The organism is Vibrio sp. SCSIO 43137 (assembly GCF_028201475.1).
Taxonomy (GTDB): Bacteria; Pseudomonadota; Gammaproteobacteria; order Enterobacterales; family Vibrionaceae; genus Vibrio.
This window is the reverse complement of sequence record NZ_CP116384.1, coordinates 18,847-43,555: the sequence shown is the minus strand read 5'-3', so window position 1 is coordinate 43,555 and position 24,709 is coordinate 18,847. Positions and strand designations below refer to the sequence as shown.

Annotated in this window: 20 protein-coding genes; 10 read left to right on the top strand and 10 right to left on the bottom strand. The window is 45.9% G+C overall.

Features of this window, described 5'->3' with window-relative positions; all coding sequences use genetic code 11:
• The first annotated feature begins 197 nt into the window (after positions 1-197).
• From PK654_RS16040 to PK654_RS16015, 6 genes are all read left to right on the top strand, one after another.
• Positions 198-1,616 carry an EAL domain-containing protein gene (locus PK654_RS16040; protein ID WP_271699920.1) on the top strand — a complete coding sequence of 473 codons (1,419 nt, stop codon included), beginning with the start codon at positions 198-200 and terminating at the stop codon, positions 1,614-1,616.
• A 368-nt stretch (positions 1,617-1,984) separates the two neighbouring features.
• The gene (deoD, locus tag PK654_RS16035; RefSeq protein ID WP_271699919.1) at positions 1,985-2,695 is read left to right on the top strand and encodes a purine-nucleoside phosphorylase; all 711 of its coding nucleotides are present in this window, start codon (positions 1,985-1,987) and stop codon (positions 2,693-2,695) included.
• A gap of 56 nt (positions 2,696-2,751) precedes the next feature.
• The gene (locus tag PK654_RS16030) at positions 2,752-4,221 is read left to right on the top strand and encodes a lactate dehydrogenase (RefSeq protein ID WP_271699918.1); all 1,470 of its coding nucleotides are present in this window, start codon (positions 2,752-2,754) and stop codon (positions 4,219-4,221) included.
• A gap of 152 nt (positions 4,222-4,373) precedes the next feature.
• On the top strand, positions 4,374-5,855 hold the full coding sequence (locus PK654_RS16025) for a tetratricopeptide repeat protein (protein WP_271699916.1): 1,482 nt from the start codon (positions 4,374-4,376) through the stop codon (positions 5,853-5,855).
• Positions 5,848-7,431, top strand: coding sequence for a GGDEF domain-containing protein (locus PK654_RS16020; protein WP_271699914.1), 1,584 nt, complete (start codon positions 5,848-5,850; stop codon positions 7,429-7,431). Before PK654_RS16025 ends, PK654_RS16020 begins: the two co-directional genes overlap by 8 nt.
• 296 nt (positions 7,432-7,727) lie before the next feature.
• On the top strand, positions 7,728-8,750 hold the full coding sequence (locus PK654_RS16015; RefSeq protein ID WP_271699912.1) for a sensor domain-containing diguanylate cyclase: 1,023 nt from the start codon (positions 7,728-7,730) through the stop codon (positions 8,748-8,750).
• 35 nt (positions 8,751-8,785) lie between these two features.
• On the opposite strand, the gene PK654_RS16010 is transcribed toward PK654_RS16015, so the two are convergent.
• Positions 8,786-10,141, bottom strand: a complete 1,356-nt coding sequence (locus PK654_RS16010) for a diguanylate cyclase domain-containing protein (protein WP_271699911.1) — start codon at positions 10,139-10,141, stop codon at positions 8,786-8,788.
• Positions 10,142-10,249: 108 nt separating this feature from the next.
• Between PK654_RS16010 and PK654_RS16005 the strand changes: the two genes are divergently transcribed.
• Both PK654_RS16005 and nhaD read left to right on the top strand, forming a co-directional pair.
• Positions 10,250-10,849 (top strand): alpha-ketoglutarate-dependent dioxygenase AlkB family protein, encoded by a 600-nt coding sequence (locus tag PK654_RS16005; RefSeq protein ID WP_271699910.1) that lies wholly within the window; start codon positions 10,250-10,252, stop codon positions 10,847-10,849.
• Positions 10,850-10,951: 102 nt separating this feature from the next.
• Complete coding sequence (gene nhaD / locus PK654_RS16000; RefSeq protein WP_271699908.1) at positions 10,952-12,394, top strand: sodium:proton antiporter NhaD; 1,443 nt, start codon at positions 10,952-10,954, stop codon at positions 12,392-12,394.
• A 34-nt stretch (positions 12,395-12,428) separates the two neighbouring features.
• Here the strand turns inward: nhaD and PK654_RS15995 are convergent, their stop codons facing one another.
• On the bottom strand, positions 12,429-12,680 hold the full coding sequence (locus PK654_RS15995) for a DUF3081 domain-containing protein (protein WP_271699906.1): 252 nt from the start codon (positions 12,678-12,680) through the stop codon (positions 12,429-12,431).
• Positions 12,681-12,869: 189 nt separating this feature from the next.
• Here PK654_RS15995 and PK654_RS15990 point away from each other — a divergent pair, with 189 nt between their 5' ends.
• Positions 12,870-13,736: a glycerol kinase gene (locus PK654_RS15990; RefSeq protein ID WP_271699905.1), complete on the top strand. Its 867-nt coding sequence runs from the start codon at positions 12,870-12,872 to the stop codon at positions 13,734-13,736.
• Between the two features lie 46 nt (positions 13,737-13,782).
• On the opposite strand, the gene PK654_RS15985 is transcribed toward PK654_RS15990, so the two are convergent.
• Positions 13,783-14,139 carry a YibL family ribosome-associated protein gene (locus PK654_RS15985; RefSeq protein WP_271699903.1) on the bottom strand — a complete coding sequence of 119 codons (357 nt, stop codon included), beginning with the start codon at positions 14,137-14,139 and terminating at the stop codon, positions 13,783-13,785.
• Positions 14,140-14,414: 275 nt separating this feature from the next.
• On the opposite strand from PK654_RS15985, the gene PK654_RS15980 reads away from it, so the two are divergent.
• The gene (locus PK654_RS15980; protein WP_271700749.1) at positions 14,415-16,079 is read left to right on the top strand and encodes a methyl-accepting chemotaxis protein; all 1,665 of its coding nucleotides are present in this window, start codon (positions 14,415-14,417) and stop codon (positions 16,077-16,079) included.
• Positions 16,080-16,163: 84 nt separating this feature from the next.
• Here PK654_RS15980 and PK654_RS15975 read toward each other — a convergent pair whose 3' ends face one another.
• The 7 genes from PK654_RS15975 to putA all read right to left on the bottom strand — a co-directional run bounded on the left by PK654_RS15975 (position 16,164) and on the right by putA (position 24,639).
• Positions 16,164-17,168 carry an alpha/beta hydrolase gene (locus PK654_RS15975; RefSeq protein ID WP_271699902.1) on the bottom strand — a complete coding sequence of 335 codons (1,005 nt, stop codon included), beginning with the start codon at positions 17,166-17,168 and terminating at the stop codon, positions 16,164-16,166.
• A 15-nt stretch (positions 17,169-17,183) separates the two neighbouring features.
• Entirely contained in the window at positions 17,184-18,050 is an 867-nt protein-coding gene (locus PK654_RS15970; protein ID WP_271699901.1) for an AraC family transcriptional regulator, read from the bottom strand.
• A 141-nt stretch (positions 18,051-18,191) separates the two neighbouring features.
• The gene (locus tag PK654_RS15965) at positions 18,192-18,674 is read right to left on the bottom strand and encodes an Lrp/AsnC family transcriptional regulator (RefSeq protein WP_271699900.1); all 483 of its coding nucleotides are present in this window, start codon (positions 18,672-18,674) and stop codon (positions 18,192-18,194) included.
• A gap of 127 nt (positions 18,675-18,801) precedes the next feature.
• Positions 18,802-19,050, bottom strand: a complete 249-nt coding sequence (locus PK654_RS15960) for a hypothetical protein (RefSeq protein WP_271699899.1) — start codon at positions 19,048-19,050, stop codon at positions 18,802-18,804.
• A 211-nt stretch (positions 19,051-19,261) separates the two neighbouring features.
• The gene (gene putP / locus PK654_RS15955) at positions 19,262-20,755 is read right to left on the bottom strand and encodes a sodium/proline symporter PutP (protein ID WP_271699898.1); all 1,494 of its coding nucleotides are present in this window, start codon (positions 20,753-20,755) and stop codon (positions 19,262-19,264) included.
• Between the two features lie 66 nt (positions 20,756-20,821).
• A complete protein-coding gene (locus PK654_RS15950; protein WP_271699897.1) occupies positions 20,822-21,511 on the bottom strand; it encodes a 1-pyrroline-5-carboxylate dehydrogenase in 690 nt (229 codons plus the stop codon).
• Positions 21,511-24,639, bottom strand: a complete 3,129-nt coding sequence (gene putA / locus PK654_RS15945) for a bifunctional proline dehydrogenase/L-glutamate gamma-semialdehyde dehydrogenase PutA (RefSeq protein WP_271699895.1) — start codon at positions 24,637-24,639, stop codon at positions 21,511-21,513. Before putA ends, PK654_RS15950 begins: the two co-directional genes overlap by 1 nt.
• Positions 24,640-24,709 lie beyond the last annotated feature (70 nt).

Sequence of the window (24,709 nt, the reverse complement as noted above, 5' to 3'; positions counted from 1 at the left end):
TATCCGCCAGATAAATATTAGCAATCAATAATATCATGCAGTTATACGTGAATTAGCTCAAAAACAGAACAGTAGTGAGCCTTATAAATAATTTAACCAAGTTAAACTTATTTATAAGGTTAAGAATGTAAATTTAATTTGCAAAAGATTACAAATTAATCAAAAATAGCAAACCCAGTAATTAATGAGACAGTATTATGATGAACATGTATCTTCCTCTTTATACTGCCTTTGTTTTATGTCTTGCTTCTTGTATCGGTCTGATTATAAAAAACATCAAGATAAGAAAAAAGAATCAGGAAGCACTGAATGAAATAAAGGTTATTCAAAAAGAAGTAGAAAAAAACCACCTTTATCATAAGGGTACTGAGTTACCTAATATGAACTTCCTGATGGATAAAGTGGCACGAATGTCACGCAGCTCGGTGGACTATCATGTTTCTCTGATCAAGATGGGTATCTCAACACCCGCTTTCGATAACATATACAACAACAAGCACACCATTCATGCTCTGTATAAATCGATTAATCACGCATTAAAGCCGTTTGCATTGATCGTTCATGATGCTGAATATCTGATTATTGTATTTGCTTCTCCTGATCCATTAGACGAGTCTAAATCTCAACGCGTACAAAAGAAGATTATGCGCCTTCTTCCCAAAGTAATAGAGTGTCAAAAAAAGAAAGTACTGATTGATTACGCTATCTCTTCTATGTCGGTCTCGAACAGTTCACCGCTATGCAACATGGAAAAAGTTCAGCGCAGGCTCTCTTTCTCTATGATCAAAGCTCTGCAGCGGGTTGATAGCATGTTTTATCATGACGAATCTCTGTACAAAGAGAACATGATGCAAAAACACATTATTGAGGAGTTACAGAAAAGTCTGGCATTCAGGCCAAGTGATTTTTACGTAATGCTACAGCCTATCTATAAGGCGACTGACGGGCTTAATCCTGTCAGCTTTGAAGCTCTGTTACGCTGGAAAAATAGGAGCAAAGTCGGCCCCAACGTGTTTATCCCGATCATCTCAAAAAAACCGTATCTGCATTATGAGCTGACCAAACTCGTTATTTCTAAGGTATCAGCACTAATAGCCGATCAGATTGCCAGTGGTAAACCTCTGGTACCGATCAGCATCAATATCGGCGCTGATGACCTTGCGGTAGAAAGCTTTGTTGAAGACGTATATCAACTGACTAATAACCGTAAAGCCATCAGAAGCAACCTGATTTTTGAGATCATTGAAAATGAAAAGCTAACGGCTTCTGAATGCGTTCAATCCAATATGAAAAATCTGTCGGCGCAAGGCATTAAATTCGCCATCGATGATTTTGGCAGTGGTTATGCAAACTTTGAAATCCTGAGGCTACCGTATGTCTCCTTTGTAAAGATAGACAAGAAGTACACCAATGAGATTAATGAGGACAAAACCTCCAGCGATTTTATCAATAATATAATCCAGCTTTGCAGCAGCTTTAAGCTCAAAGTCGTAGTGGAAGGGGTAGAAAATAACAACCAGTTTGACGCCCTGCGTAAGTACCAGAATGTTCACCTTCAGGGTTACTATCTATCACGGCCGCGTTTAGCAAAAGAGGCGTTCAACTTACTTGAATGATGGTTAAACCAATCATTCAATCCGGTTTCTGATCTCGAAAAGGCAAAATATTTTTGCCTTTTGTTGTTTTCAGGCAACAGATTTCGTGATCTATCTTCTATTTTTATTGTCATTATTTTTGAAAATTACTGGCAAATTTTAACGCAATCTATTGCGTCAACTGGGCAAAACGATTGCTTTCTCCGTTTAAACATATTTGGTTATCAATATTGAGACTAAGGGTGATCCAAAGTTAATTTGTGATCATGATCTCATAGAGCGGCGAAAATACGGTCTAATATTCGTTTCAAGCGTGTCAGAGCTATCAACACGATCCGTTACTGACAGGTAATGTTTAACAAATTTGATCCAAAACTGGAGATATCAAGATGGCAACCCCACATATTAATGCTCAACCAGGTGACTTTGCAGAAACAGTTCTGATGCCAGGTGACCCACTACGTGCAAAATATATCGCAGAAACATTCTTAGACGATGTTAAGCAAGTGTGTGACGTACGAAATATGTTCGGTTATACCGGTACTTATAAAGGCAAAAAAGTGTCTGTTATGGGACACGGTATGGGTATCCCTTCTTGCTGCATTTACGTTCACGAGCTTATCGCTGAGTACGGTGTTAAAAACGTAATCCGCGTAGGTAGTTGTGGCGCTGTACGTGACGATGTGAAACTGATGGACGTTGTTATCGGTATGGGTGCATCAACTGACTCTAAAGTGAACCGTATCCGTTTTAACGATCACGACTTCGCAGCTATCGCTGATTACGGTCTACTTGAAGAAGCGGTTAAGCAAGCGCGTATTCAGGAAGTACCTGTAAAAGTTGGTAACGTATTCTCTGCGGATCTTTTCTACACTCCTGAAGCTGACATTTTCGAGAAAATGGAAAAACTAGGCATTCTTGGTGTAGATATGGAAGCAGCTGGTATCTACGGTGTTGCTGCGGATCTTGGTGCAAAAGCACTGACTATCCTGACGGTTTCTGACCACATTATCCGTGGTGAAAAACTAAGCTCTGAAGATCGTCAGAAGTCATTCAATGACATGATGCGCGTATCTCTGGAAACAGCAATCAATCTGTAATTCTTTGTCTGCCGGTTAACTGCCGGCAGCTAATCTAAATTCCCGAGGGGGCGATCGTGTCAAATGGCAAATTGCCGAAGGACGCAAATGGTTTACAACTCAACTTTTGTAAAACATTGGCGTGTGACAACTTTGGATTGAGTGATGCAGAACGGTATGTTCTTCAACACGTAAACCCTAAGCGTCCAGCGATGGTTTGCCGAGAATGTGGTGCTTTCCCCCCCTTACTTAACAATCAGGAAGTAGTTAACGAACTGCACCGGCTACGCCGCGTACATAGTGACGGACTTCCCGCCTGCCGTAATAACGATTGCGACAATTTTGGTCTGTCGGTACACACCCATAAACATCTTTATCACGCCTTTGGCTATAGTGGCGATCGTCAGAGATACCGCTGTAAAAAGTGCCAGTCTACCTTTGTAGATAAATGGTCCGGTGCCAATAAGAAACTGGCATTTCAGGAAAACCTGTTAGGACTGCTCTTTATGAGTTTTTCTGTGCGAGAAGTGTGCAGAAAACTAGAGATCAATCCCAAAACGTTTTATGACCATGTCGATCATATTGCCAGCCGTTGTCGTCGTAAGCTGGCCATGTTTGATGCCCGCTGGGTCAACCATGAAGAACATTACCATTTAGCATCAAACTACATGCCTTTGCAGTCGCAAAGCAAAAACGGTGTCCTCTGGTTTGCCACCGGAGAAGCTGAATCGGGCTATATTTTGTCTCAGCATATTAACTACTCTCTGGATGAAGAGCCTGAAGGCGCCATCGATCATGACCCTTATCAGACACCGGCCCGCTTTGTTTCTAAGTACTACCTTTCTGAAGCAAATATAGATATTTCGGTGCAATCTTCGGATCTTCGTGAAAGAATTGACCAGAAGTATCAGGTTATTCTGGCACGGGGCAACGTGGAAGATCCTATGGGCAATATGACTAAGTTTAGTTACCCGTCCAAAGGCGCACTGATAAGAGCACCTTATACTTCCTATGCGCACTTTATGCATGTTCTGGAGATGTGCGATCCGGACAAACAGGTTTCCGTCTATCTGCCACAGGATCCCGTTCTGCGTTCTGCAGCACTGACCATTAGTCTGCCAAGAATCAGACGTCAAAATATTGACCTTATGTATGTCGAAGAGGACTCTGGCTGGGACAATCAGCAGGTACCGGAGAAAATAGACATCGTACATATGGGATGGTGGAAAGATCGATGGGCCATTTCCGAACAAGAGAATGCCCGCAAAGGTATCTGCTACCTTGCCGGCAGCACACCTTCCGCTGAACACTGGCTACAAAAGGCCAGCGTGCACAATACCCGTTTCTATCAGGAGCGTTTTCAGACCCTGTTCGCCAGCTTTATTAATGAGCCCCGCCGGAAACTTCGCCCGGGCGGCATACTTCCTATGCTGGATATTTTCCGCGCATGGCACAATTTATGCTACCAAGGTAAAGACGGAGTCACTCCGGCACAGAGACTGGGCTTAACCGATGAACCGCTGACGCTGAAACAGCTACTTTCCTAGTTTTCTGCCCCTGATACTCCATGACTTTGTGAGTCGGCACTAACTTTTACCGTTTGGCAAACGTTTAGTGTATATATCGTTAGTGCATACGCTAAAACTGCTAATATAATGACTCAGATACCTTTATTGTCTAACTTCATGGACTTAGGCCTTTGGATAAAGCGCATACGTTATTAGAGAATGAATTAGAGCAGCTCGCCGCCAGATTTGAGGCCGAGCCTGAAGCTGTATTGGTTTCCGCTCGTCAATGCTTAGGGCGGGCTGATCAGATCCTCTATCCTGAAGGAGGCATCAAAGCCAGTATTATCATCTCCCTGTGTTATTGGCACCTGATGGATTACTCTCAGGGGCTGAAAGCGATAAAAGAAGCACTTATTCGTTTAAACCGCTTAGATACCGACCTGTTCCTCCCCGAAATCTTACACGTTCATGCTCTGCAATTCTGGGGACAGGAGAAATACTACTCTGCCCAGCAATTCTGGATCAATGCACTTGAGCAAGCCGCTCTGGTGGGCGAAACCGTTATTGAAATAGAGTGTCTGATCGGACTCGGTAATGTCTGGAGAAAAACCCAGCAACACAAACTTGCCATGTCCACCCATGCCCTTGCCGTTAATGTGGCAAATAATGCCCGCATAGATTGGCTGGAAGGCAAAGCACGAATTAATCTGGCTAAAGACTATCATCTGCTGAACAACTATATTGAAATGTTCTCCGTTCTGGATAGCGCAGAAGAGTTTCTTCAGCACAGCAGCAATCAGAGATGGAATGCCGAGATCTGGGATTTGCGCGGGCTGGCACTTCTCGGACTTGAGCGGGTAGATGATGCTGAAAAAGCCACCATCAAAGCTTATGATCTCGCCATCGACAATAACCTTACCAGACTCAAAGCTCACGCCTTTATCAACCGGGCAAGGCTGGAGCTTATCCGTGAAAATCTGGACAACGCCAATCAGTTACTGGCCGATGCAGAAACATCAGCAAAAGCCCTTTCTGATGGAGAACTTCTGTCGCAAATCTGTTTCCAGCAATCTGCTGTAGCCGAAAAACAGGGTGATTACCAAAACGCATTGAGTGCCTTTCAGCGCTATCGCCAACACTCTATAAATCAGCTGAAAGAGCAGACTAACCGCCTGAGTATGGATAAAGCCCGTACCTCTAAACGCCAGCTTGATCAAAGAGCGCGTAAGCTGATTAATCGTATCCGCAGACAAGTAGAGTTCCATCACGGCCCTCAGGGATACTCAAATCAGGTTTCAGAAACCTATTGGTGGGAGCAACTGGTGCTGTTTAAGAGTGAGCTTTCCGGTTCTACTCATGCCGTTATCCTTATCCAGCACGCCAACCCTGCTTATCTCGAAGTATGCATCGAACTGGCGCAGTGCCTGTGTAACAGGGACGATCTTATCTCGCGTATCAGTGAAGACAGAGTGGGCTTACTGGTGGGTGTCAAAGGCGAAAAAGCAGAGCAGCTATACCAGTTTATCTCACAGACATTAACTAACTACCCGTGGGAGAGACGGGGCTTAAGGCAAAATAAACCATTGGTAGAACTACACGATATTCTTACTTTCCCGTTTACTCTGGAGCAGTTGGATGAGTTGCAACAAAGGGAGAACCGAGAGCATGGATAACCTACTCAGTAAGGTATCAGACGCAGGCTTAGATCCCTCATCAGTCAATGGTGAAGAAGCGATCATCTTCTGGGATCATATTCTGCAGCATGTCGCCAGTTCACCGATTGAAAAAGCCTATTGCTACCTGATTAGTGCTGAATATCGTGCACTGCTCAATCAGACCAGCCAGAGTATTGATGAGTTAAAGAAAGCTTTAGAGCTACTTATCCTGCCCGACAATGTCGAAGAGATTGTTACCATCAGAAACAGCCTGAGCGTTCGTCTGGTAGAGTCGGGTCAGTACACTGAAGCATTGCAGGAGTTCGTTGACCTCTCTTCCCTTGCAGTAGAGTACAGTCTTATTGATGAGTATGCCCTGGCCGTACTCGGTATGGCCGGATTATGCGATGCCTATGGCGATCACTCCAAAGCACTTCGTTATTACCAGAAAATCGATGGTATTGATCACGCCCTTACCAGCCGCTCTTTAAGGCTTCGTTATAAGCTGAATATGGTCTCCTGCCTTATCTCTCTCGACCGCACAGAACCGGCAACCGAGCTGCTGACTGAGTGCGAAGAATTGAGCATATTGGTCAGTGATAAATTACTCGCCGGTCAGGTGGTACTGCACCGCGCACAGTTGCAAAGACGCAACGGACAGAATCTTGAAGCACTGAAAACCCTGACCAGTGCCCACTATCTGGTAAACAGTAAAAACGCTTACTGGTTATCAACCATGCTGCGTTTAGAGCAGGCGCGTAACCTGACAGAGACAGGTAAGTTTGAAATTGCCGATATCATTCTGAAAAGTACCGCCAGAAAAATCCGCACCAGTACCTCACCTCTGCTGTTGCAGGAGCTGTATGACTCAATGAGCCGGGTACTGGTGAGTCAGGGGCATTTCAAACAGGCACTGACATTCGAAAAAATGGGTTACCGGGTATCCACTGACCTGATCAAGAGTATTCCTATCAGCGATTTGGGCGCACACCAGCTAAGGCGGTTATCCCGCTTTGAACTTCAGCTTAAGCTGATTATGTCCGAGCAGGAAAACAAAGAACTTAAAGAAACCACCGAAACACAAAAAGATACTGTGGCTAAGTTGCAACAGGATGTCTTCACCGATCCGCTCACTTCACTGCATAACCGCAGATGGATGGAAGTGAAACTGAAAGATCTGCTGCTGCACGACACACCTTTCGCGTTTTTGGTAATTGATATCGATCACTTTAAGTCCATTAACGATGAACTGAGTCACCTGGTCGGTGATAAGGCCATTGTCAATGTCTCAGAAGAGTTGCGCTCACACTTTAAATTCCGCGGCGCTTCGTGTGTGCGGTTTGGCGGCGAAGAGTTTCTGGTTATTCTTGAAAACGCCACCATTGAGCGGGCTCAGTTACATGCTGAACACTTCAGGGAGCGAATTTTTCAATACGGCTGGAAAGAAATTCTCGGCGAACGCGGTCTTACAGTGAGTATCGGTATTACCCTTCATATTGACGGAGAGAATACCCAGCGAACATTTTACCGTGCGGATAAAGCGCTTTACCGGGCAAAAGCCAATGGCCGGAATCAGGTGTGTGTAGAAGAGTAGTACGCTACAGACAAGTTAGTCCGGTTACCTTTGGCAAACCAATCGCATAGATTCAACATTGATAACGGCTTATCAGATAAACGCCGGCTTTAAGCGTCTCAAACCTTAAAGCCGGCTACTCTCTTTAGCCCTGAAGCCATAAATCTAGGTTTTACTGTGATTTTTCCAGGCTCAACTGGTAGTTAAATCAACAAATAAGTAAATTATTTAAAAACTAATAGGAAACTCGGGAATATATTCGCTAACATTACGCTATAGGTATTAAACAAACCTCACGGATTCACTTTGGTTATAAAATGACAAAAGAAGACTTTCAACAAGCTGCTGAAAATTTACGCAAAGCTGTCCCTTTAATGATAAAAAATCAGGTAGCAACCACGCCTGAAAACTATGCATTGTGGTACACCTACGTGGCGGAAACTCAACCAGAACTCAATGCAGAACTGGATAAGATCATTGAAGAGTACGGCCTCTGCCTGCCAAGCCATAGTGAAGGCCTGTATAAAACTTATATTGCCAGCCAGACTGAAGCGGACGTACAGGAGCTGCGCAACAATCTGGAGATCTTGATCAATGAGATCTTCACCTCCATGACAGATACCCTGACTGACACCAGTAAATTCCAGAATAATATAGAAAGAAGTCTGTCTAACTTAGAAGAAATGGAAAAAGAGGGCATCACCTTCGAAGAACTGTTGTCACTGGTACGCAACTTTGTTGCCCAGTCCAGAGAGATTCAAAACTCCACTCAGTTCTTCAATAACCAGTTAAGTACCGCCAGTGAAGAGATAGCAAATCTTAAAAAAGAGCTGGAAAAAGTACAGCGCGATGCCTTATACGACAGTTTGTCTGGATTGCTGAACCGTGGAGCCTTTGACCGTGATATTGCTTCATTCTGTAACTCTGAAGAGTCTCACCCTATCTGCCTGATCCTAATCGATATCGACCGCTTTAAAGATCTGAACGACCAATACGGACATGTATTCGGTGATATGGTGATTAAGGCAATTGCGAGAAGACTACAACTACATTGCCGTGACGGTATTGCGGCTTACCGCTATGGTGGTGAAGAGTTTGCCCTGCTGGTACCAAATAAACCGCTGCGTATTGCCCGCCAGTTTGCCGAATCCGTCCGTCGCTCTATAGAGAAAATATCCGTTAAAGATAAACGAACGGATGAACAGGTAGAGAATATCTCTGCCTCATTTGGTGTATCAGAGTTTGAGTTAGGCGAAAGCCCGATTACCCTTATCGACAATGCCGATAAACAGCTTTACAAAGCAAAAAGTCTGGGTAGAAACCGGGTAATGCCAATCTAAACACGGCAGATAACAAAGAGTGAAAAGCGAGCTATTTAGCTCGCTTTTTGTTGCTTCTTATCCTGATACATCTCGGTATCAGCCATGTGGAGAATAGCATCTGCATTGACAGAGCTATCATGGTAAATGGCAAATCCAATGCTTACTTTCGGCACGATAGTAATGGTTTTAGCGAACACCGTTTTACGGCATATCTCTTTTCTTAACGCCTGAACCACCTTAGCAACACTCTGGCTATCGGTTACACGGGGAAGAATAATCACAAATTCGTCTCCTCCCACCCGCGCAGCGATATCAGAAGCCCGGATGACCTTTTTAATTCTCTTGGCTACTTTTTTCAGTAACTTATCGCCGATAACATGGCCATAAGTATCATTCACCTGTTTAAAATCATTCAGATCCAGGTTGAGCAGAGAAAAGGAGCTGCCATTAGTGCCTGCACTCTCTATTAGTTGCTCAAGGGTATAAAGCAGATAGCGCCTGTTAGGCAGTTTTGTCAGATCATCCTGTAAAGAGTGACCGTGAGCAACGCGATACAGATAGAATATCGCGACATACATTAACAGAAGTATCATCAGTACCGGATAGCCGACAATTCTGGCGGAATACCTCTGGTACCACGGAAAGCCGGACTGGTGGGCTTTGGCAGAGACCGCCATATACCAGGAGCCCGAAGGCAGAGTCACTACTTCATCGGCAAAAACCGAGTCAAATACGGCCAGATCACCGAAGAACACCTCGCCATTCCGGCCTCCGCCATCCAGCCCCCGTATAGCAAAAGAGTAGTTCTCACTAAGTTGATACACACCCGAGTTGGTGAACAAGGTCTCGACATCCATAACGACACTACAGCTTCCCCAGTACTGTTTATTTTCCGGAGGGTCTGTAAACACCGGCGTACGGGCGATTAAACCTAATCCGCCCTGAACTAACTGTACCGGACCGGCAATAAAAATAGATTCGGTAAGATAAGCCTGCTGCACGGTTCTCCACTGCTCAGGAATGGTTCTGTAATCCAGACCAATCGCCTTTTCATTCCCTTCCATTGGGTGAACAAAAGTGATGATGTCATTCGGAGCCATTCCGATACTTCTTACATTGGATGTCTTATGCAGCAGCTCATTAGTAATTCTTGCCCACTCTTGCGGCGTAGAGTCCGGGTTAGCACTGGCAAGAGTGGCTAAACTGTTGGCGAAATAGATATCAGAATAGATGTTAGTTTCCAGGCGTGAACGTACAATAGCCAGATCCTTCTGCGCTTCCAGCTTAAGCTGCCCGTTTTGCAACGTCTGGTTGTGGCTCTGGATATACTCGATAAGATAAACAGCACCCAGAACAAACAGACTGATCAGAATCACAGCTGGTACTTTTACATCAACTTTATACCTCATTTACTCGCACCCTGACCTGCCAAAGAGTTAACATACCATTTACAGAATAGCGATAAATCTGAACAACTGACAGTAATCAGCGGCAAATTGACTTTAATACGGATACTCATGACACAAGATCTCTTATGTGAAAAAACAGGCTGGATTGAGCTGACGGACAGTAAAATATACTGGCAACCTAACTTTCTCTCTGAGGAGCTTTCTGAACACTTGTTTCACCAGTTACTCAACTCGCTCAACTGGAAACAAGAAAAAATACAGATGTTCGGACGTCAGGTTCTTCAGCCACGGCTTCAGGCATGGCACGGAACAAAGTGTTATACCTACTCCGGCCTGACCATGCAGCCCGAGCCCTGGACAGAACCGCTAAGCGTTATCAGACAGGCGTGTGAGCTGGTTGCAGGACAAGAGTTCAACTCTGTTCTGGCCAATCTGTACCGCGACGGTAACGACTCAATGGGCTGGCATCAGGATAACGAAAAGGAGTTGGGCCACCAGCCGGTTATCGCTTCTGTCAGCCTTGGGGAGAGCAGACGCTTTCTGCTCAGAAACAAACTCAGCGGAGAAAAACATGAGTGGCTGTTAAATTCAGGTTCTTTACTGATCATGGCGGGTAATACGCAAAACGACTGGCAGCACTCTGTGCCGAAAACCAAAAAAGCCAAAGGTAATCGGATAAACCTCACATATCGCCACATTGTTAATTAATTGTTTCTTATTTTATACCCGACTATGTAACACCTCACATTACTTAGGTAACTGATTGACTAAAATAGCCCAAATTAAATTTTTCGAAGGATTGAATAATTTATGCAACAGAGTTTCACGTTTTTGCTATTTCTGCTCACACTATTTTCTCCGGCCGCTCTCGCTTCTTCAGGTGAAATAACCGCCATTTCAGGATTAACCAGCTCCACTATTGGTTATGCCTCTCTGATTGTTTTCACCATTGCTTATAGCCTGGTTATGGCGGAAGAGTACCTGCAACTGCGTAAATCCAAGCCCGTTCTGTTGGCTGCAGGTATCATCTGGATCATGATAGGCTATGTCTACCAGCAACATGGTCAGACAGAGGTGGCACAGCGGGCCATAGAGCATAATCTTCTGGAGTATGCCGAGCTGCTGCTGTTTCTGTTAGTCGCCATGACCTATATCAGTGCTATGGAAGAGCGGCGAATCTTCGACTGCCTCCGGGCATGGATGGTAGGCAAAGGGTTCAACCTAAGATCTCTGTTCTGGATCACCGGTATTCTGTCGTTTTTTATCTCCCCCATTGCCGATAACCTGACAACGGCACTATTAATGTGTGCCGTTGTGCTTAAGGTTGGCGGAAATAACGCCAAGTTTATCAATCTCGCCTGTATAAACATTGTTGTTGCCGCGAACGCCGGTGGGGCTTTCAGCCCCTTCGGCGATATTACTACCCTGATGGTGTGGCAGGCCGGAATCGTCTCTTTTACCGAGTTTCTGGCGCTGTTTATCCCCTCCGTGGCAAACTACATTGTTCCGGCGGTGATTATGTCCTTCTTTGTGCCGAAAGAGCAGCCGGAAGCCATTCATGAATATGTTGAGATGAAACGGGGCGGTAAGCGTATTATCGGCCTGTTTTTGCTGACCATAATGACTGCCGTTGCATTCCACGGTTATCTGCACTTCCCTCCTGTGATCGGTATGATGATGGGTCTGGCCTATTTGCAGTTCTTCGGTTTCTTCCTGAGAAAAACCCTGCCGGCCTCTATTGCCCGAAAAAGGGCAAAAGCCATTGCTGCCCATGATGAAGCCGCTTTAAAACGGTTAGGCTCAATTATTCCTTTTGATGTGTTTCGCAGAGTATCTCACGCAGAGTGGGACACCTTACTCTTCTTCTACGGCGTCGTTATGTGTGTTGGCGGACTAAGCCTGCTTGGTTACCTGAATATGGTTTCTGAAGTGATGTATACCCAGTGGGATCCTATCTGGGCTAATGTTGTGGTAGGCGTGCTTTCAGCCATCGTGGATAACATTCCGGTGATGTTCGCCGTGCTGACTATGCAACCGGAAATGTCTCTGGGCAACTGGCTGTTGGTAACCTTAACCGCCGGAGTCGGCGGCAGCCTGCTCTCCATTGGCTCAGCTGCCGGTGTCGCACTTATGGGGGCAGCGCACGGCAAGTATACCTTCTTCGGGCACCTGAAGTGGATGCCCGTTATCGCCCTCGGCTATGCACTGAGCATTGGCGTTCACCTTATGCTTAATTACGCCTCATTTTACTGATTAAGACATTAATCCGGCGAACCTAATGAAGCGCTTACTTACTAAGCGCTTCTACTTTCTTAAGAAAACTGTCGCGTAAATGTTCCTGATCGTACTCAAGATGGTAGGTATTATGAAAACCAACCGTCAGTTCAACCCCGTTACCCCGCATAAACACGTTGTAACCGTCATAATCAGAATATGCCTCTACTCCTTCATAGATTTTTCCATGTTCGGTAGGCGTACCATTGTCCATTACGGTTTCATAGGCTCTTAGTACTTTGCCCGGATCAAGCTCATTTCTCATAGCTAGCTCCTGTTCTTCTCTGTAGACACAACTAAAGTATGGTAATGAGACGGTGAGTTTTCCATTTCTGCACTGAAATTCGCGGAGTCAGCGCACGCTTTTTCCTTTCGCCGGATTCAGTCCGGCATTCATTCGAAGGCGCTGCTGTGATAAATTTGAACAATCAACCGGGTTAAACAGGCACGTTAAATGACAGCAAAACTATCCACTACGGCTCTGGCAAAACTGACGGGAACAGATGCTAAATCTCTGTTCCAGAAGTTAAGTTATTATGGCTATGTCACCCGCCATAATGATAAATGGCTGCTGACCAGCATAGGGGAAAAGTTCGGTGGTGAGTACGCTTCGCATAAAGAGTACGGTGCTTTTATTGTCTGGCCGAAAAATCTGGTTATTGATACCAGTATTAGCGCTGGTAATCATATGACCGCCACCCAGATAGGAGAAAAGCTCTCTCTCAGTGCTAAGAAGGTCAATCAGATCCTCAATGAACTGGGCTGGATTGTGCGCAAAGAGGACGGCTGGCACCTGACTGAAGCAGGCATCAAAGCAGGAGGGGTACAAAAAGAGGCTAAAGGGGCTTCAAAGTACTTTATCGTCTGGCACGACACCATACTTCGGGATATTAACTTCCGCCGCTCTGTCAGTGAATTCACCGGCGCAGATTCTGAACTTAACTCGACGGATAAGTCCTTCTCCAGCTTCCAGCAGAAATTTGCCGCCAAACACAGAACCTCCGACGGCCATTATGTGCGCTCAAAAGGCGAACTTCTTATTGATAACTGGCTCTATATGGCCGGACTGGTACACGCCTATGAACGTAAACTTCCCATTGAGGAAGAGGTGTACAGCAACTTCTATCTCCCTTCAGGACGTGTCTATATTCAGTTCTGGGGCAGCGATAATGGCAGCACCTCAGAACAGAGCAGACAAGAGAGACGAAAACTCTATCAAAAACACAACTTTCAACTGATAGAGATAGAAATAGAGGATCTGGACAGTCTGGATGAAAAACTACCGGCGGAACTCCGGCGATTCGGAGTAAAGGCCTACTGAGCAAAAAAATAGCCGCTCTAAGTAGCGGCTATTTTTAAACTTCGGATTAAAAAGATTTCGGTGCAAAGCCGGTAATAACTTCCAGCCTTAGCTCTTTACCAAGCTTAGTCAGCGGATGCACAACCACCAGCCCTTTAACCCGCTTTTTCAGCTTACCCAGATCGGCCTGCTCTTCTTTTGTCAGTGCACGCTGGAAAGGCATATCATTCAGATTCTTACGTTCTTTGTTCAAATCGTACTGCTGCTTATGCTTGAGTTGATTGAGTTTTTTGTTCAGGGTATCAATCTCTTTTTCAAACTGGCTGATAATCGGCTTGTCGTTACGGCTTCTGGCCGCATTCAGCTTGTGCTGGTATTTATCCAGACGGTTTTTCAGCTGCTGAATCTCTTTACTGATATTCATTAATATCTCACCTTATAAAATGTCACGCTATATCTATCATTCCGGACGAATAAGTCAACGCAATTCTTCACCCTTTCCCCTTAACATTTCCCTTGTCATAACAGCAAACTCACCTCAGGTGGAACATAAGTCACAACAATTAATCGTTTATAAAGTATTCATTCAACTTGTCGATATAAGTTTATATGATGATTTCATTAAAAATAATAATACCTAACGTTTTATTGACTAAACTAATTATAACAATAAAAACATACTGACCTGGACACACGATGATGAACTTAACGATTAAAGCAAGGCTGTACATTTTAGCCATTCTGCCCCTTCTGCTGATCGCTACCGGCACCATGTACTTTACTTACTCTGAGCTTCAGACACTGAATCAGGCTCATACTGACTCCTCTAGAGAAGGCATGATGCAGGCCAAGCAGGACGAATTAAAATCCTACCTAGAAATTGCAGACACGGTACTCAAACCACTTAAAAACTCCAATGCCTCCCGGGAAGACGCCATTGCCATGCTGGCTAACATCAAGTTTGGTGAAAGCGGCTACTTTTTTGGCTATGACTCAAAAGGGGTCAGAGTACTTTTTGGTCAAAGCCAGAAAGGCATAGGTGACAATTTCTGGAATCTGAAAGATATCAACGGATTTTTACTGCTTCAGGATATTGTTAAGCAGGCTAAAAACGGAGGCGGTTATACTACCTACTACTTCCCTAAACCGGGAGAAGATACCCCTTCACCGAAACTGGCTTACTCGATCTATTTCCCGCAATGGGATCTGGTTCTTGGTACCGGATTCTATATTGATGATGTTGAGTCCACACTGTCCGCCATGCAAAAAGAGTCGGAAGAGCTAGCCGACGGCGCCATTGTCACCATTGCAATCACCACTCTGGTTATTGTTGTTCTCGTTGGCGCATTAGCCGTATTAGTTAACCAGAGCATTATCCGTCCACTCAATGCTTTCGACCGTTCTATCGCCTCATTTGCCTCTGGTGATGCGGATCTGACTGCACGAATGGAACCTTTCAATGTTCCGGAGTTTAACCGCTTAGGTGAGAACTTTAACGCCTTTGTTGCCAGCCTTCAGGCGATTGTTAAAAATGTCACAGGCGTAAGTGCTGAGGTTGCCAGCGAAACAACCAATATGTCCGGACGTGCCACACGGGTTGACGAACTGGCGGGCGAACAGCGTGAAGAGACCGAGCAGGTTGCCACCGCTATGACAGAGATGACCACCACAGCTAACGAGATCTCCAGTAACGCCACTCAGGCAGCACAGTCAGCAAAAGATGCCGAGGACAACTCTACTGAAGCAATGCGTATTGTTAATGCCGCAGCCAGCTCGGTTGAAGCCCTAGCCGGTGATGTTGATCAGGCTAATGAAGTGGTATCCCAGCTTGAAGGCGATGTGCAGAATATCTCCTCTTCCCTTGAAGTGATTCAGGATATTGCAGAGCAAACCAACCTGCTAGCACTAAACGCGGCTATTGAAGCGGCTCGTGCCGGTGAACAGGGGCGCGGTTTCGCCGTGGTCGCTGATGAAGTACGCAAACTGGCCAGCCGGACTCAGGAAAGCACGCTGGAAATTCACAAGATGATTGAACAGCTTAAAGCCGCTTCCGATGCCGCGGTTCAGACCATGGAACAGAGCAAGACCCGCAGTGTGCAAACGGTAGAAGAAGCCAATGCAGCCGCAACCGCTCTGGAGCAGATTCAGCACTCCATCAATGTGATTATGGATATGAACTCACTGATTGCCACGGCTACCGAGGAGCAGAGTCAGGTAGGCCATGAAATCTCTGAGCGCATTGTGGTTATCTCAGAACAGAGCCACCAGTCCGCTGAGTTAGCCAATGAAAACCGCAGCGGCAGCCAGCAGCTTAACAGCAAAGCCCAGGAGCTCTCTGAACTTGTGGGACGCTTTGCAGTGTAAACCATAGCAGAAACCAAACAATGAAGGGCTACCTATTTTGGTAGCCCTTATTATTTTTATCTGCTATTTCGTCTCGGTTGCAGATTAATTTCTGCCAGCACGGATTAACTGTGTAATCCATTTTCCCATATACTCAGAAACAGAGAGCAGTACAGAGAAATGGCTCTCCCCTTTTAACAGGTCGATAGTATTTTCACTGTTCTCACGGCTATGTTCTGAGGCAAAACGAACTACCTTATCAGGATCAAAGGCTTCATCATTATCACCTATCCATAACGCAAATTCAGATAAGTGATTCAACTGTTCTGCCGGTGATTCAGGTGTCATGGCATTAGACATGTTAACGGTGTTAAAAGTGACAATCTTCGGGTTTTGCTCAAGAACCGTTTGGGGATAGTGAAATTGAACCGCTTTGGCGTGTCCTCTTAACAAGCCTCCACTCATACTGTTAATAACAAAATCCGAAACATTTACAGAAGAGAACTCAACCTGTCGCTTATCTTCTTTGTCATAACCCGTTTCAGAACGAAAACCAAAGTAAGGCGCAACAAACAGATAACCCGCTACAGGAGTGGCTTCACTCCAGCTTGAGTAATTCAGGATTAACCCGGCTCCGGCGGAGTGGCCGGCAAGGAAAACCGGCCGTTGCGGATGTTGCTCCTGTACCCACTCAATCAAGCGACTAATATCTCGCCATACCTGTTCCTTTGAGGGCGCATCTCCTCTTTCACCAGCGGAAAAGCCGTGACCACGTATATCCGGCATATAGCTTGCCACCCCATAATCATCCCGCAGCCCGATGCCTATATGCTGATAAGAAAGACCGCTATGTGCACCACCACCGTGGTAAAAAATCACAACAGCCTCAGCCTGAACAGGACGGTATGCCCGCAATGCCAGTGAGATACCGTCTGTCGCTTCGACATACTCTAACGGCGCCAACGGCTGCTTTTTCGCTCCCTTTAACTGCTGCAGAGAGAAAAAACGCTCATTTTGCTCTATCCCCTCTACTGCAATGTCCTCTTCTGCAATAACAATAGAAGGAAACAGAAATAGTGCGCTTAATACAAACCAGAATCGAATCTTCATAAAATCTCCTGCTGATTACTGCAGAGGAAGATAAATATCGGTGATCTGATCCGCTTCCTGCACTTGCGGAAACAAGGTTACCCGTTCAAAAAACAGCGGATAATCACGCAGTTCGTACCCGCTTTCAGCTAACCATTCAGAATATAAATAGGAGACGGTTTCAGAGAGTGTGTCATCAGAACCAATATGACGAACAACAGCACAGCGACCAGCGGGTATCGCATCATTCACCACACCAAAGTTATTTTCCTCCACTTGCTTTGTTACCGATGCACAGAGATCACAACGATACTCCTCAGGTGCAACAGCAGCCGGATCATCATAAACAATATTAAAAGTCCGGCTGACCGATGGCGGAAGCTTGTTCGCTTTACGCCATTCAATAAACTGGTTAATGGTGTGACCGATTAGCTCTAACGAGCCAATGTGTGTCAGGGAGGCAACGTTTACTCCGGCAAACTCAATCACATCCACCTGAGGCTTTCTCTGTTCTGATTTCATCTGTTCCACTCTCATCTGTTTAAAGGTCTGGTATTTTTCATACCATGGTGTCCACTGAGGTTGCTTACGGAACTGAGAAGGCGTCTGACCTATTGAGCGACTGAAGGCTCTGGAAAAGGCTTCGGCACTGTCATAGCCGTTATCCAGCGCAATATCGATGATCTTCATCTCTTTGTTAAAAGCAAGCTGATAGGACGCCCGCTTGGTTCTCGCCTGTCTGATATAGGCGTTGACCGTCATGCCGAATAAAGCAGTAAACTGACGATGAAAGTGATACTTAGAGAGGCAGGCAACCTCACTCAGTTTTTCAACACTAAGTGATTCTTCAAGATGGCTATCAATATAATTTAGTACCTGATGGTAGCGCTGCTGATAATTCATAAGTTCCTTTCACCTCTTAGCGAACCAACTCAGACTAACCTTATCCTTAACAGATAACTTGATAGTAGTTGCTGAAATCAAAAAGCCCGCGAATAAGATCAACGGACTAGTTTATAAACGCAGAACGCAGCGCCATCTGATTTAATAATCAGTGATCAGATCCGGGTTAACACCAAAACACTTTTTATGCTCAGCAATAACCACTTCACTGCGAGTCTGAATAACACCGGGAAGGGTGCCCAGTTTTTGCGACATAAAGCCCTGATAAGCCTTCATATCCTTGACGCGGATTTTAATCATGGCATCAAAATCACCGGAAAGGGAAAAACACTCTTCTACTTCCGGTAACAAGTTAATGGCTTTAGAGAATTTCTCGAAAATAGAGAAACTGGATTGATCAAGACGGACATGAATAAACACCTGAACATCCAGACCCAGTTTCTCGGTAGATACCTCAGCATGGTAGCCTTTGATATACCCTTCTTTCTCCAGCCGTTTAACCCGGTCAGAACAGGGGGAAGTTGTCAGGTGAACTTGTTTAGCCAGCTCTACCATAGAGAGGCGACCATTGTTGACCAGTATTCTTAATATCTCTTTATCGGTTCTGTCCAGTTGCTGAGCCATATCCTTGCGCTATATTTGTAATTTAAATGTGAGTGTATTGTCAGAGAAATGAAACAAAAAATCCAGATATCTGATTATCTGGATTTAACAATAGGTTCGTATGATGGGTAAAATGGCTGAATAGCTACTATTGTAACGCGCCGGCCTGCGTCGCTGAAGAGACAGTCGTAACCTGAGGTTCTTGCATCATATTCTGACAATTACAGTCACGACAAAAATAAGCAGGCTCCATCTCGTAATAATGGTTACCTTTAGCAACATGGCTGAAAAACTGAGTGAATTTCTGAGTAAAAGAGCTGGGAGCTTCCTGAGAACGACGCATAAGAGATTTATGAGGAGTCACTGATTTACACGATTTGCAAAATAGTTCTGGCATCGGAATTCCCTTCGAAGTCGTTACTTTTTGTGTGAATTTTGTTGAAAATCCGACCAATAGTAATATGAATTTCATAAAAAACTGATAACCCAATCCAAGAAACCGACAAACTTTAGAATTATTTTTGAGTTATTTGTAATTGATCACAAAAAAAGGATGTCAGATCTCTCCAACATCCTAATTTATATATAAGTTTTTCCTGATGGAACTATCAGTCTAGTTCAGTCAGAAGCTTCTCAAACTTCTTATGCTGCTCTTCAACCGCCGTTTCCGGCTCTTTAGAAGCAAGGCTTACCGCCACAATAGCAATAGTAGAGAAGATCATGCCCGGTACGATTTCATACACATCGAAGATACCGCCAGACAGCTGCTTCCAGATAACGATCGTCACACCACCAACGATAATACCGGCTAGGGCACCGTTACGGTTCATACGAGACCAGTACAGGCTTAGTACAATCGCCGGACCAAATGCTGCACCGAAACCAGCCCAAGCATAAGATACCAGACCCAATACCGAGCTATCCGGATTGGTTGCCAGCACCAGAGCAAATATAGAGATAAGCACGACGCCGACACGACCTACTTTAACCACCTCTTCAGAGCTTGCGTCCGGTCTGAACACTTGCTTGTAGAAATCTTCAGCCAGTGCAGAAGAAGATACAAGAAGCTGAGAATCCGCTGTACTCATGATAGCAGCAAGAATCGCCGCAAGAAGAATACCGGCAATAACCGGGTGGAACATAGCGTTAACCAGAACCATAAAGATCTTCTCACCGTCAGCCAGCTGACCGCCCTGAGCATTGGTCACATAAACCAGACCCACCAGACCAACCAACATAGCACCAACCATAGAAAGAGCAGACCACACTACCGCGATACGACGGGCAGTATCCAGATCCTTATTAGTTCTTGATGCTTTAAAACGTGCCAGAATATGCGGCTGACCAAAATAACCCAGACCCCATGCAACCAGTGAAATGATAGCAATAGCGGATAACGGCTCACCTTTTGAGTCTTCCCAGAAGGTCATTAGTTCAGGGTTAATCGCAACCAAGTCAGCTTCCAGCTGACCAAATCCGCCATTCATAGCTGCCACAGGAACAATCATCAGTGCAGCTGCCATTAACAGGCCTTGTACCAAGTCGGTCCACGACACGGCAAGGAAACCACCAAACAGTGTGTAGGAAACAACACAAACCGCACCAACCACAACAGCAATGCTGTAATCCAGACCAAACACTGTTTCAAACAGCTTACCGCCGGCAACCAGACCTGAACTGGTATAGAAAAGGAAGAAAAGCAGAATGAAAAACGCAGAGATAGTCTGAATCATCTTAGAGTTGTCATTAAAGCGACGGGCAAGAAACTCAGGAATAGTCAACGCATCAGTAGCAATACTGTAGGTTCTCAGACGCTTGGCACTGATAAGCCAGTTTGCCCAGGTACCCACCAGCAAACCACCAGCCAGCCAGAAAGCTTCAATACCGGCAGCATATGCGTAACCCGGCAGACCCAGCAGCAGCCATCCACTCATATCCGAAGCACCGGCTGATAAAGCTGCAGGCCACGGCCCAAGAGAGCGTCCGCCCAAAAAGTAGTCGCTGGAGCTGGATGTGCGCAGATAGGCTACGTAGCCTATACCGAGCATCATAATTAAGTAGGCAACAAAAGTTGCGGTAATAGCAAAGCTATTTTCAATCATCAATAGATCCTCTAATTTATTGTTCTTCCTGACCCCAACTCCTTTGGGGTCTATGGAATCAAAGGCTTAATGCCCGTCACTACCCAGTTCGAGTAGCGTGGCATTTCCGCCTACCGCAGTAATGTTAATTGTGCGCGTTCGTTCAGTAACAAAACGCAACACCAATTTTGGATCCTGAGACTGCGGTAACTCATCAAGATCCGTTTCAGAAACCAGCGCAGTAATCGCACCGGAACGTAAAGCAAGCTTCTGGTTCACCTGTTGAACCGTCTGCCCGCTACCGACCAAAGCAAAGTTACGGATATCTTCATCTATCAGCGACGGATAGTTCTGCAAAGACTCCAACTGAACTAAGCCGGCAGGAAAGTTAGCCTGCGATAAAGCCTCACTAAGCTGAGACTTCACCTCAGGATTATCACTACATACAATCACGCTGTTTCCGGCTGCCAACATGGCAGCCAGAATCGCGCCTGTTGCCAGCAGTGCATTCTGATGTTCTGACTCTATCGCCAGAACAGCAACGCCACGGCCGGCAGTATAAAGTTCGTTGGTCTCACCCGTCGGGCCGGTGAGCTCATGGACAGGACTGACAACCTGCTTGCTGCAAACCAGCTGATACTGGAATGACTGCTGGAAGCCACCTTTTAATTTACCTTCTAACGAAAGTAAGTATTCACTCTTATCATCATAAGAGAGTAGGTTCCACGACTCCCATGCAGTAAAGGAGTGATTAAAACAAGTCTGGATAGTGCTCATTATGCGTCTCCTTTCTGGTAGCTGGTCTGGGTAAAGCGATAGAGATAGTGTGGTCCGCCGGCTTTTGGCCCTGTACCGGATAAGCCCTGACCGCCAAATGGCTGCACACCTACAACCGCACCAACCTGATCACGGTTGATATAGCAGTTGCCTACCCGCACTTCCCGCTCAATTTTGCGGTAAGTGGTTTCATTGCGGCTATGAACACCCATGGTCAGGCCATAGCCGGTGCTATTGATCCGCTGAACCAGCTTATCCATGTCTTCTGCTTTAAAGCGGACGATATGCAGAACCGGTCCAAACTGCTCTTTTTCAAGTACCGAGATATCGGAGATCTCAAACGCTGACGGCGCAACAAAATCGCCATTGGCACACTCATCAGACAGAACCAGCTCTTTCACCAGAGTCTGGGTCTGTTTCATTTCAGTAATGTGGGCAACAAGTTTCTCTTTCGCCACACTGTCGATAACAGGACCAACATCGGTTTTGTGCAGATAAGGAAGACCAACAGACAGCTCGTCCATTGCCCCTTTGATCAGCTCGATAATACGATCAGCAATATCCTGCTGAAGGAAAAGTACACGAAGTGCCGAGCAGCGTTGTCCAGCAGAGGCAAAGGCGGAACGAATCACATCGCGAACAACCTGTTCAGGAAGTGCAGTACTGTCGACTATCATGGCGTTCTGCCCGCCGGTTTCAGCGATAAACGGAACCGGGTTAGCTTCCCGCTTCGCCAGAGACTGATTAATCCGTTGTGCGGTTTCGGTCGAACCGGTGAAAGCCACACCTGCAATAGCCGGATGTGACGTCAGTGCACTACCCACTTCGGCACCACGTCCCGGCAGAAGCTGGGCAACCCCGTCAGGGAAACCGGCCTGCTTCATAAGCTCAAACGCTTTCGCCGCAATCAGAGTAGTTTGCTCTGCCGGCTTGGCAATAACCGTGTTGCCTGCCATCAGGGCAGCACTAATCTGGCCAAGGAAAATAGCCAGCGGGAAGTTCCATGGACTGATGCAGACAAAGACACCACGCCCCTTCTGAGTAACCTCTTGTACCTGTCCGGTAAAACTCTCAATTCGTCTGGTGGCAAATACTTGCGGCTGGTTAGCGTAATAGCGACAAAAATCGACCGCTTCTCTTACTTCATCAATGCTGTCATGGATGGTTTTACCCGCTTCTTTGTGGCAAAGGGCCACCAGTTCTGTCAGGTTCTCTTCCAGCAAATCAGCCAGATTAAGCAAACACTGAGCGCGCTCCGTGGCCGCCAGCCCTTGCCAGTCACCGAAAGCATGATGAGAAACCTCAATAGCTTCGGAAACATGATCAAGGGAAGCAAAAACCATTTTTCCGGCTTCAACTTCTCTGTTGTACGGGGCCGTCACACTGTCAGGTGTCACCCCCTCCTTGATCATGCTTTCGTAAAGTGCAACGCCATTAATCACAGGACCAGCCATCCATGTTTTTTCTAAGTGAGCGTTCACTTGCTTCTCAAAGCCTTCCAGCTCTGAGTCGATATCAATGTTCACACCCGCTGAGTTTTTACGGTCAGCAAAAATGGCCGGTGGTAACGGAATCTTGTTGTTATGTAATGTTTCGCAGGCCAGAAGCATATCGACCGGATGTTGTGTCAGAGTCTCAATCGGGCATCTTGCATCCACCAGACGATGAACAAAGGAGCTGTTAGCCCCATTTTCCAGCAGGCGGCGAACCAGATAAGGCAGAAGATCCTTATGGTTGCCCACAGGAGCATAGATACGGACATTCGCCTTATAAGCTTCCATGGCATGGTTATACAGAGACTCACCCATACCGTGCAGACGCTGGAACTCGTAGTCGTTGTGATTGGTCATCACTGCAATAGAGGTCACCGTCTGGGCATTATGGCTGGCAAACTGAGGGTAAATATTGCCACGTACAGCATTGCTAAGCAGGAAGCGGGCGCAGGCAAGATAAGAAACATCCGTCGCTTCTTTACGGGTAAATACTGAGTAATCTTCGTAACCACCCTGTTGTGCCCATTTTACTTCACTATCCCAGTAAGCTCCCTTAACCAGACGAAGAGGAATCAAATCTCCCTGCTGTTTTGCCAGAGCTGTCAGCCATGTCAGAACAGGAAGTGCCCGCTTGGAGTAGGACTGAACGACCAGACCAAACTTACCCCAGCCTTTTATCTCCTCGCTCTGATAAAGCTTTTTAAACAGACGCAGGGAGAGTTCTAACCTGTCCATCTCTTCGGCATCTATTGTAATGGCAACATCCAGCTCACGGGCTCTGCTTGCAAGGCGGATAAGCGTACCGTAAAGCTCACTCATTACCCGCTCTTCATTGGCCACTTCATAACGGGGATGCAGGGCAGATAACTTAATGGAAATTGACGATGTGGCCAGATCTTTATCCTGATTGTGACTGCCAATGGCTTCAATGGCACTCAGGTAATCTCTGAAGTACTTTTCAGCATCTGCCGTTGTCAGGGCAGCTTCGCCCAGCATATCGAACGAGTAATCATAGCCGCGCTCCTGCTGAGGCTGGCCATTCTTCTGTGCTTCTGCAATAGTACGTCCAAGAACAAACTGATGACCCATGATCTTCATCGCCTGATGCATTGCCTGACGAATCACAGGTTCGGACATTTTGTTAACCAGACGGCTAACTGCCTGTGTCGGACTCTGAGTCTCGTTTTCTGCCAAACCGACCACTTTGCCGGTCAGCATCAGTCCCCATGTAGAGGCATTTACAAATACGGAGTCTGAGTTCTTCAGATGCGATTTCCAGTCAGCAACACTGAGTTTATCGCGGATTAAGGCATCTGCGGTGGCGCTATCAGGAATACGCATCAGCGCTTCCGCCAGGCACATCAGCAAAATACCTTCCTGAGTATCCAGGCTGTATTCCAGCAAAAGTGCATCGATCATCTGAATCGATTTTTTATCGGCGCGGATAGTTTTTATCAGGCTGGTCGTTTTCGACTCAACTTCATTTTTTTCCGACTCAGATGGCGTTGCCAGCGGAAGTAGCTCTTTCAACCATGTAGATTCATCAACCATATATAATGGCGAGATCAGCGACCATAACTCATCGAGAGGCTTCTCGATAAATTCTGGCTTTAATACATCAGACGCTGTGAACATGCGCTCTCCTCAATCTTACTCCTGAAAAATTCAGGATTGCTATACATGGCGAGCAGTGTATTTTGAGCCT

What these genes read in the sequence shown, in the direction of transcription:
- PK654_RS15970 (WP_271699901.1), bottom strand. Translation starts at nt 18,050, where the DNA reads ATGAATTATCAGCAGCGCTACCATCAGGTACTAAATTATATTGATAGC.
- PK654_RS15995 (WP_271699906.1), bottom strand. Translation starts at nt 12,680, where the DNA reads ATGAGAAATGAGCTTGATCCGGGCAAAGTACTAAGAGCCTATGAAACC.
- PK654_RS15980 (WP_271700749.1), top strand. Translation starts at nt 14,415, where the DNA reads ATGAACTTAACGATTAAAGCAAGGCTGTACATTTTAGCCATTCTGCCC.
- putP (WP_271699898.1), bottom strand. Translation starts at nt 20,755, where the DNA reads ATGATTGAAAATAGCTTTGCTATTACCGCAACTTTTGTTGCCTACTTA.
- PK654_RS15965 (WP_271699900.1), bottom strand. Translation starts at nt 18,674, where the DNA reads ATGGCTCAGCAACTGGACAGAACCGATAAAGAGATATTAAGAATACTG.
- PK654_RS16015 (WP_271699912.1), top strand. Translation starts at nt 7,728, where the DNA reads ATGACAAAAGAAGACTTTCAACAAGCTGCTGAAAATTTACGCAAAGCT.
- PK654_RS15975 (WP_271699902.1), bottom strand. Translation starts at nt 17,168, where the DNA reads ATGAAGATTCGATTCTGGTTTGTATTAAGCGCACTATTTCTGTTTCCT.
- PK654_RS15950 (WP_271699897.1), bottom strand. Translation starts at nt 21,511, where the DNA reads ATGAGCACTATCCAGACTTGTTTTAATCACTCCTTTACTGCATGGGAG.
- PK654_RS16005 (WP_271699910.1), top strand. Translation starts at nt 10,250, where the DNA reads ATGACACAAGATCTCTTATGTGAAAAAACAGGCTGGATTGAGCTGACG.
- deoD (WP_271699919.1), top strand. Translation starts at nt 1,985, where the DNA reads ATGGCAACCCCACATATTAATGCTCAACCAGGTGACTTTGCAGAAACA.
- PK654_RS15990 (WP_271699905.1), top strand. Translation starts at nt 12,870, where the DNA reads ATGACAGCAAAACTATCCACTACGGCTCTGGCAAAACTGACGGGAACA.
- putA (WP_271699895.1), bottom strand. Translation starts at nt 24,639, where the DNA reads ATGTTCACAGCGTCTGATGTATTAAAGCCAGAATTTATCGAGAAGCCT.
- PK654_RS16010 (WP_271699911.1), bottom strand. Translation starts at nt 10,141, where the DNA reads ATGAGGTATAAAGTTGATGTAAAAGTACCAGCTGTGATTCTGATCAGT.
- nhaD (WP_271699908.1), top strand. Translation starts at nt 10,952, where the DNA reads ATGCAACAGAGTTTCACGTTTTTGCTATTTCTGCTCACACTATTTTCT.
- PK654_RS16040 (WP_271699920.1), top strand. Translation starts at nt 198, where the DNA reads ATGATGAACATGTATCTTCCTCTTTATACTGCCTTTGTTTTATGTCTT.
- PK654_RS16020 (WP_271699914.1), top strand. Translation starts at nt 5,848, where the DNA reads ATGGATAACCTACTCAGTAAGGTATCAGACGCAGGCTTAGATCCCTCA.
- PK654_RS15960 (WP_271699899.1), bottom strand. Translation starts at nt 19,050, where the DNA reads ATGCCAGAACTATTTTGCAAATCGTGTAAATCAGTGACTCCTCATAAA.
- PK654_RS15985 (WP_271699903.1), bottom strand. Translation starts at nt 14,139, where the DNA reads ATGAATATCAGTAAAGAGATTCAGCAGCTGAAAAACCGTCTGGATAAA.